9 protein-coding genes are annotated in these 8,761 nt (G+C 69.8%); all 9 read left to right on the forward strand.

The window, feature by feature from the left end; genetic code table 11:
- Positions 1–973, forward strand: a 973-nt coding sequence (mycP, locus tag A5694_RS06150; RefSeq protein WP_064920961.1) for a type VII secretion-associated serine protease mycosin, incomplete at its 5' end; no start/stop codon positions are given.
- Entirely contained in the window at positions 970–2,139 is a 1,170-nt protein-coding gene (gene eccE, locus A5694_RS06155) for a type VII secretion protein EccE (RefSeq protein WP_064920962.1), read from the forward strand. The genes mycP and eccE, both read left to right, overlap by 4 nt.
- Positions 2,136–3,968, forward strand: a complete 1,833-nt coding sequence (eccA, locus tag A5694_RS06160) for a type VII secretion AAA-ATPase EccA (protein WP_064920963.1) — start codon at positions 2,136–2,138, stop codon at positions 3,966–3,968. Before eccE ends, eccA begins: the two co-directional genes overlap by 4 nt.
- A gap of 355 nt (positions 3,969–4,323) precedes the next feature.
- Complete coding sequence (locus A5694_RS06165) at positions 4,324–4,623, forward strand: PE family protein (RefSeq protein ID WP_064920964.1); 300 nt, start codon at positions 4,324–4,326, stop codon at positions 4,621–4,623.
- A 60-nt stretch (positions 4,624–4,683) separates the two neighbouring features.
- Positions 4,684–4,980: a WXG100 family type VII secretion target gene (locus tag A5694_RS06170; RefSeq protein ID WP_064920336.1), complete on the forward strand. Its 297-nt coding sequence runs from the start codon at positions 4,684–4,686 to the stop codon at positions 4,978–4,980.
- Positions 4,981–4,994: 14 nt separating this feature from the next.
- On the forward strand, positions 4,995–5,279 hold the full coding sequence (locus A5694_RS06175; RefSeq protein ID WP_064920337.1) for a WXG100 family type VII secretion target: 285 nt from the start codon (positions 4,995–4,997) through the stop codon (positions 5,277–5,279).
- An 83-nt stretch (positions 5,280–5,362) separates the two neighbouring features.
- Positions 5,363–6,583: a PPE family protein gene (locus tag A5694_RS06180; RefSeq protein ID WP_082952537.1), complete on the forward strand. Its 1,221-nt coding sequence runs from the start codon at positions 5,363–5,365 to the stop codon at positions 6,581–6,583.
- 3 nt (positions 6,584–6,586) lie between these two features.
- On the forward strand, positions 6,587–7,975 hold the full coding sequence (locus tag A5694_RS06185) for a PPE family protein (protein WP_064920965.1): 1,389 nt from the start codon (positions 6,587–6,589) through the stop codon (positions 7,973–7,975).
- Positions 7,976–7,980: 5 nt separating this feature from the next.
- Positions 7,981–8,761: PPE family protein (locus A5694_RS06190; RefSeq protein ID WP_131809529.1), on the forward strand; the 781-nt coding region annotated here is incomplete at its 3' end.

Raw genomic sequence — 8,761 nt, forward strand, 5'->3', positions numbered from 1 at the left:
ACCGGGGACGGCACCCGACGCCTTCAGCGGGATCGCGCCCGACGTCCAGCTGATCTCGATCCGGCAGTACAGCGCGGCCTTCGGTCCCAAGGAGCCGTTCGGGGACGGACAGGATCCGCAGTTGCGGGAGAAGACCGACGGGCTGCGCACCATGGCGCGGGCGATCGTGCACGCCGCCAACATGGGTGCGCAGGTCATCAACATCTCCCAAGCCATCTGCATGAACGTGCGGACCCTGCTCGATCAAGCCGATTTGGGCGCGGCGGTGCGCTACGCCGCGGTCGAGAAGAACGTGGTGATCGTCGCCGCCGCCGGCGACACGAGCTGGCGGGACTGCAAGCAGAACCCGACCTACAACGCGATGCGTCCTGATGACCCGCGCGACTGGAACGGGGTCAACACCGTGGTGACGCCGGCATGGTACGACGAGTACGTGTTGACGGTCGGTGCGGTCGACTCCGCGGGCGCGCCGCTGGGCAAGTCGAGTGTGGCCGGTCCGTGGGTGTCGATCGCCGCGCCCGGCACTGACATCGAAGGTCTCTCACCGCGCGACGACGGACTGATGAACGCCGTGGACGGACCGGAGAACTCGCTGCTGGTGCCGTCGGGAACCAGCTTTTCGACCGCGATCGTCTCCGGGGTAGCGGCCCTGGTGCGGGCCAAATACCCGGAACTGTCGTCGCATCAGGTGATCAACCGGCTGATTCGCACCGCCCGTCCGCCAGCACGCGGGGTCGACAATGTGGTCGGCTACGGCATCGTCGATCCGGTGGCGGCGCTGACCTGGGATGTTCCCGACGGTCCGGCCCAACCGCCGGAACGGCTGTCGGCGCCCCTGCAGGTGCCGCCGATGCCGCCGGAACGCGACATGACCCCGGTCTGGGTCGCCGGAGCCGGGCTGCTGACGGCGCTCGCGGCGGCCGGCGTGGCCCTGGGAGTGGCAGCATTGCGACGATCACGTAGGAACCGATGAAGGCACAGCACGCATTAGGTCTGAACCTGTCGTGGACGAGGGTGACCACGGTCTTTTTGATCGACGTCGGCATCCTGGTCCTCGCCGGCCGGTGGCCCGGCGACGCGAAAGCCGCCACCTACGCATGGTGGTCGGGTGTCGGCATTGCGGTGCTGGTCGCGGCCATCGCGCTGGTCACCTACCGGCGGGTGCCGATCAGCACGATGTGGGCGGCCTGGCTGCGTGACCAGGTCACCGACCCGGAACCGGCGCTGAGCCGCGGCCGGACCCCCGCGGTTGATCATCACCGGCGGTTCGGTCGGGAGCCGATCGGCATGCGCGAACACCAGGGCCGACTGGTGACGGTGATCGCCGTGGGCGGCCGAGCGGTGCAGGCGAGCGGCCGGCACCGCCGCGGCGCAGAGCCGGTGACCCTGCCGCTGGAGCGCCTCGCCGCCGGACTGCGCCAGTTCGACGTGCGACTGGACAGTATCGACGTTGTCACGGTCGGAACCCGCAGCGCTCCCCGCGAGGCCGACGAGGTCGACTTCGACGACGCCGCGTCGATGCCGGATCACCGGCAGACCTGGCTGGTGCTGCGGATGGACCCCCAGCACAACGTCAATGCGGTGGCGGCGCGCGACTCACTGGCCGCCACCCTGGCGGCGGCCACCGAGCGGCTGGCCGAGGAGATCGACGGGCGCAACATCAGCGCGCGGCCGCTGCGCGCCGACGAGTTCGACGGCGTTGACGACGCCGTGCTGGCGGGTCTGGAAGCCGGGCAGCTTCGGCACCGGCTGTTCCGTCCCCGCCCGGAAGGTCAGGTCACCAACTTCTGGTTATCGCCGGGCGACATCTCCGCCGAGAACCTCGAGCAGCTGTGGTACCCGGAGACCGATGCGACAGTGGTGACGGTGCGCCTCGCCCCTGGCGGCGGCCGGACGACCGGCGTCTCGGTGCTGGTGCGGTACCACAGCGCCGGCCCGCTGGGACGAAACGTGCGCGCCGCGCTGAACCGGTTTGTGGGCCGGCGTCAGCTGGAGGCGGTGTGCGCCAGCCTCCCGGCGCCTACCGCGCACCCGCGCATGGCGGTGCCCGGCCGCGACCTGCAGGACGGTGAGCACCTGGCGGTGTCGGTCGACATCGTGCCGGAGTACGCGGCCCACGCGCCCGGGACACACTCGTGACCGGGCCCCAGTCCGCCACGACCGACGCGCGCAACGCGATGGTCGCCGGCATGCTGGCCTCCGGGATCTCGGTCAACGGGTTGCAACCCAGCCATAACCCGCAGGTCGCGTTGCAGATGTTCACCACCGCCACCACGATCGACCCGAGCATGTGTGATGCCTGGCTGGCCCGGGTGCTCGCCGGTGACTCCGACATCGAGGTGTTGGCCAACGCGTGGGCGACGATCCGCACGTTCGGTTGGGAAACCCGGCGACTTGGCTTGTCGGACTTGGAATTCCATCCCGAGGTCTCCGACGGGATGTTTTTGCGGCTGCGGGTGACCAGTGTGGAGTCGCTCGCCGCCGCCTACGCCGCCGCGCTGGCCGAAGCCAAGCGCTACGAGGAAGCGGCCAAGCTGCTCGACGGTATCGAGCCGCGAAACCCCTTCGAGACCGAGTTGGTCAGCTACGTACGCGGCCTGCTGTTCTTCCGGACCGGCCGCTGGCCGGATGTGCTGAAGCAGTTCCCGGCGGCGGCGCCCTGGCGCCAGCCCGAGCTGAAGGCGGCGGCCTCGGCGATGGCCACCACGGCACTGGCCTCGCTCGGGGTGTTCGAGGAGGCGACGCGGCGGGCTCAGGAAGCGATCGAGGGCGACCGGGTGCCCGGCGCCACCAACGTCGCGCTCTACACCCAGGGCATGTGCCTGCGCCACCTGGGCCGGGAGGACGAAGCCGTCGAGTTGCTGCGCCGGGTGTATTCGCGCGACGCGAAGTTCGCACCGGCCCGTGAGGCGCTGGACAACCCGGACTACCGGCTGATTTTGACCGATCCCGAAACCATCGAGGCCCGCACGGATCCCTGGGACCCGGACAGTGCCCCGACACGAGAGCAGGCCGAAGCGCACCGGCATGCCGAGGAGGCCGCCAGATACCTGGCCGAAGGCGACGCGGAGCTGGCCGCCATGCTTGGCATGGAGCAGGCCAAGCGTGAGATCAAGCTGATCAAGGCGACCACCAAGGTCAATCTGGCGCGCGCCAAGATGGGCCTGCCGGTTCCGGTCACCTCGCGGCACACCCTGTTGCTCGGCCCGCCCGGCACCGGCAAGACGTCGGTCGCGCGCGCCTTCACCAAGCAGTTGTGCGGCCTGACGGTGCTGCGCAAACCGCTGGTGGTGGAGACCAACCGGTCCAAGCTGCTGGGCCGCTACATGGCCGACGCGGAGAAGAACACCGAGGAACTGCTCGAGGGCGCGCTCGGCGGCGCAGTGTTCTTCGACGAGATGCACACCCTGCATGAGCGCGGCTACAGCCAGGGCGACGCGTACGGCAACGCGATCATCAACACGTTGCTGCTCTACATGGAGAACCACCGTGACGAACTGGTGGTGTTCGGTGCCGGCTACGCCAACGCCATGGACAAGATGCTGGAGGTGAACCAAGGCCTGCGGCGGCGGTTCTCGACGGTGATCGAGTTCTACAGTTACACCCCGCCGGAGCTGTTGGAGCTGACCAAGATGATGGGGGCGGAGAACGAGGACGTGGTCAGCGACGAAGCAGTCGAGGCGCTGCTGCCGTCCTACACCAAGTTCTACGCCGACGAGAACTACTCCGAAGACGGCGACCTGATCCGCGGTATCGACGTGCTGGGCAACGCCGGATTCGTCCGCAACGTGGTGGAGAAGGCGCGCGACCACCGCAGCTTCCGGCTCGACGACTCCGAACTCGACGCGGTGCTTGCGGGCGACGTCACCGAATTCAGCCACGAATGGTTGCACAAGTTCAAGGAATTGACCCGCGAGGATCTCCTCGAAGGACTCAGCGCGGCGGTCGCCGAGAAGAAGCCGTCCTGACCCGACAGCTTCCCGCCAGCCGATTCACAGTGCCACCACCGCGTGCCCGGGTTGACGCTCGCTGATACCGGTGTCACCATTGCGCAGGTAGGGGGCCGGTGCTTCACTCCAGCCCCACCGGTGCGCGGTGGCGCGAGGAGGTGACGACGAGACTTGTGTCCCGGTGATTGTGCCTATCGCCCGAGATCGGTGAGTGTTTCGTTCCGATCCGGCTTCGGCGCCGTTTCTGCTTTCTAAAATGCGTTGTGTTGAGCGCGCTCCGGCATGAACGCCTTGGCGTTGTAACCGGCCACCTGCTCGACGCGCCCGGTGATCGTCGGCCGTTGATCGGCCGGCACCTTTGGAGGAGGGGCCCATGACATTTGTGAACACCCAACCCGAGGCGCTGACCGCCGCTGCGGGCAACCTGGCCGCCATCGGCTCTGCGCTGAGCGCACAGAACGCCGCCGCGGCAGCACCGACCACCGGTGTGGTTCCGGCTGCAGCGGACGAGGTTTCGGCGCTGACCGCGGCCCAGTTCGCGGCGCACGCCAGCATGTATCAGTCCATCAGCGCTCAGGCGGAGGCCATCCACCAAGCCTTCGTCGCCACGCTGAACACCAGTGCCAATTCCTATGCAGCCACCGAAGCGGCCAACGCCGCATCGGCTGGCTAGTTCCGATTCAGCTGCGGCACACCAGTTCTCACAAGCCGTACGAACCGAGGAGAGATTTTCATGGCAACACGTTTTATGACCGATCCGGATGCGATGCGGGCGATGGCGGGGCGTTTTGATGTGCACGCCCAGACGGTGGAGGATGAGGCCCGGCGGATGTGGGCGTCGTCGACCAACATCTCCGGTGCGGGCTGGGGTGGTCTGGCCGAGCGGACGTCTTACGACACGATGGGTCAGATGCAGACGGCGTTTCGCAACATCGTGAACATGTTGCACGGGGTGCGCGATGGTCTGATTCGCGACGCGAACCACTACGAGCAGCAGGAAGCTGCTTCCCAGCAGATCCTGTCGAGCTAGGAGGAGAACTACAGATGAGCATTAACTACCAGTTCGGTGATGTGGATGCCCACGGTGCGTTGATCCGCGCCCAGGCCGCTTCGTTGGAGGCCGAGCACCAGGCGATCGTGCATGACGTGTTGGCTGCCGGGGACTTCTGGGGTGGCGCGGGTTCGGTGGCCTGCCAGGAGTTCGTGGCCCAGCTCGGCCGCAACTTCCAGGTCATCTACGAGCAGGCCAACGCCCACGGTCAGAAGGTGCAGACCGCCGGCAACAACATGGCCAACACCGACGCCTCGGTCGGCTCCAGCTGGGCCTGACCGACCCGCGTCCACCGGGGCATTGCACCGTCACCGGCTGATCGGAGATCCACGCGGCGGCCGATCGATCAGAGGTGGAGGGCATGGATTTCGGAGCGTTGCCACCGGAGATCAACTCGGGGCGAATGTATTCCGGTCCCGGTTCGGGGCCGTTGCTGGCCGCTGCCGCGGCGTGGGACGCGCTGGCCGCTGAGTTGAGTGCGACCGCGTCGTCGTACAACTCGGTGGTCACCAGCCTCACCCAGGCGTGGTCCGGTCCGACCGCGGCCACCATGTCGGCGGCCGCACAGCCCTACGCGGGGTGGATGGGCAGCACCGCTACCCAGGCCCAGCAGTCGGCCGCTCAAGCCCGGGCCGCTGCCGCCGCCTACGACGCGGCGTTCGCGGCGACGGTGCCGCCGCCGGTGATCGAAGCGAACCGCAGCCTGCTGCTGTCGCTGATCGCCACCAACATCTTGGGCCAGAACACCGCGGCGATCGCTGCCGCGGAGCTGGAGTACGCCGAGATGTGGGCCCAGGACGCCGGGGCCATGTACGGCTATGCCGGTGCATCAGCCAGTGCCACCGCGCTGTCCCCGTTCGCCACGCCGCCGGCGACCACCAACCCGGCCGGATTGCAGGCCCAGTCCGCGGCAGCCACCCAGGCGGCGGCCGGCGCCGGCGCCCAGGCGCAATCGTCGTTGACCCAGCTGATCTCGATGGTGCCGCAGACGCTGCAGAGCATGGCAGTAGCGGGGGCGGCCCAGGCCGAACCGACGTCGATCCTGGATTTCCTCGCCGGACCGCTGTCGCCGATTTCGCTGTTCGGGATCGGCGGCATCCCGTATCTGCTGGCGATCCAATGCGTGCTGCTGCCGATGAACGGGGCGAACGTGGTCTCGGCGGTCAACCGGGCGATGGGGCCCAAACCCTGGCTCGACGCGCCGAAGGCGCTTCCGGCCGGCGCGCTGGCGAGCAACCGGGTGGCCGGCGTTCCGGGGGTGTCGGCGGGGCTGGGCACCGGCGCTTCGATCGGGCGGATGTCGGTGCCGCAGGGCTGGATCGCCCAGACCCCCACCGCGAAGGCGGTCGCTGCGGTCTTCCCGGAGGCCGGACCGGGGGCTGTCGCCGCGGTTGCCGCGGAGAGCGAAAGCGGGCTGGCCGGCGAGCTGGCGCTGGGCAGCCTGGCCGGACGCGCGATGAGCGTCACCGGGGGAGCCGCCGACCGCGGGGTCGGCGGGGCCACCGGCCTGGCGGCGGCGAGCAAACCCAGCAAGCCCAGCAAGGCAACCATCATCGTGATCCCGCCGTCAGCGGAGGACTGAGCGGTGTTCGGCCTGGACTTCGCAGCACTGCCACCAGAGCTGAACTCCGCGCGCATGTACGCCGGCCCCGGCACCGGCTCCTTGCTGGCCGCGGCCAGCGCCTGGCGCGGACTGGCCGGCGAACTCAACGCGGTCGCGTCGTCCTACCAGGCGGTGATCGACGAGCTCGCCGGGCAGAGCTGGTTAGGCCCGGCGTCGCAGGCCATGGCGGCTGCAGCGACACCGTACGCGAACTGGCTCGGCGCCACCGCGGCGGCCGCGGAGCACACCGCGAGCCGAATGATGCTGGCAGTAAGCGATTTCGAGCAGGCGCTCGCCGCGACGGTGCCGCCCCCGGCGATCGCCGCCAACCGCAGCCTGTTGGCAGGGCTGGTCGCCGCCAACGTGGTGGGGCAGAACACGGCCGCGATCGCGGCGACCGAGGCCGAGTACCACCAGATGTGGTTACAGGACGCGATGGCGATGTATGGCTACGCGGCCCGCTCGGCAGCCGCGACGGCGGTGCCGCCGTTCACCGCGCCGCCCCCGGTCACCGATGGATCGGGCGGACGCGGCGCCCCGCTCGCCCAGGCCCCTGCCGGCGGCACCGGTAACCAGCTGTCGCAACTGCTGAACGCCATACCGCAGGCACTGCGCGGGCTCTCCGGCTCCGGCAGCGCGCAAGCCGCGCCGGTCGGTGCGCTGGGCTCGGCGCAGAGCACCGATCCGGTGTCTCAGGCCGCCTCCTATCTCGAGACGCTGGCCCGCACGATCCTGCCCGCGAACGACGCCAACATCTCCACGCTGTACGGCATGGGCCAGTACGCCCGCAACCTCAACACCGACCTCGACATCTCCCAGGCCACCGGCGGCCGAGCCGGGTTCGGTTCCGGCGCAACGATATCCAGTGGTTTCCCAGCGACGGCCACGGCCGCCGGCGCCCAGCCGCTGGTGGCCGCCAGCAGCGGGAACGCCGGCGCGGTCGGCAAGCTCGCGGTGCCGCCGTCCTGGGCCGAATCGGTACCCGAGACCGCGACCACCGCGACCGCGGCGCCCACCGCACCGGGCGCCGCCGCCGCGGCGGTACCCGCGGGACACGGTGCTGGAATGGCGGCAGCAGGTCTGGCCGCCGGGCGGACCGGCCGGCGGCAACGTGGCGGTCGGGCGCCGGCGCCCAGCGGGCGGATCGCCGGCCGGCTCACCGGCGCCAGCCAGGTACGGCACTGGCATGTCGAGCGCGGCGGGCTCAAGAGCCTGCTGAGTGAGGTGGCCGGGCAACCCGGTGTCCACGAGGTCTACTTCGACACCGGCGAACAGGTGCCACCGGGTTCATCCGGCGGTCCCGGCTGCGCCTCTCCTCCGTCGGGTCTGGCTGAACCGCCGGGCACCGGACCGCGGCCGGACGGGAGGTGATCGCCATGGATTTCGCTGCGCTGCCGCCGGAGGTCAATTCCGGGCGTCTGTATGCCGGCCCGGGGTCGGGGCCGCTGCTGGCCGCTGCGACGGCCTGGGCGCGGCTGGCCGCCGAAACCGGTTCGGCCGCCAGGGCGTACCAGTCGGTGCTGACGGGCCTGACCGACGAGGGGTGGCTGGGACCGGCCTCGGAGTCGATGGCCGCCGCCGTGACACCGTACGTCGCGTGGCTCCACGCCACCGCGGCACTGGCCGAGCAGACCGCCGCCCGAGCCATCGCGGCGGCCAGCGCCTTCGATCAGGCCCACGCGGCCGTTGCACCGCCACCGGTGATCGCCGCGAACCGTAGCGCGCAGGCGACGCTCGTCGCGACGAACATACTCGGGCAGAACAGCGCCGCGATCGCCGCACTCGACGCCGAGTACGCCCAGCTGTGGGTGCAAGACGCGGTCGCGATGTACGGCTACGCGGCCCAGTCGGCGGCCGCGACCGCACTGGCCCCGTTCACCGAACCGCCGGCCACCACCGACCCCTCGGGGCTGGGCGGGCAGGCGGCGGCCGTCGCCGCGGCCGGCAGCGGGCCCGCCCAACTGTCGCCGTTGATCTCCGCCATACCGCAGGCACTGAATGGGCTTGCTCCGGCAGCGGCGACGGCATCGGCGCAAGCGACCCCACCGACCCTGTCGCAGCTGGTTTCCTACCTGCTGATCCTGCCGAAGAGCATTGTGCCGTTCAACGACGCGATCAAGACCGTCCTGTACGGCATGATCCAGTATTCCCGCAATC

The sequence above is a fragment of the Mycolicibacter sinensis genome (assembly GCF_001667945.1).
GTDB classification, from domain to species: domain Bacteria; phylum Actinomycetota; class Actinomycetes; order Mycobacteriales; family Mycobacteriaceae; genus Mycobacterium; species Mycobacterium sinense_B.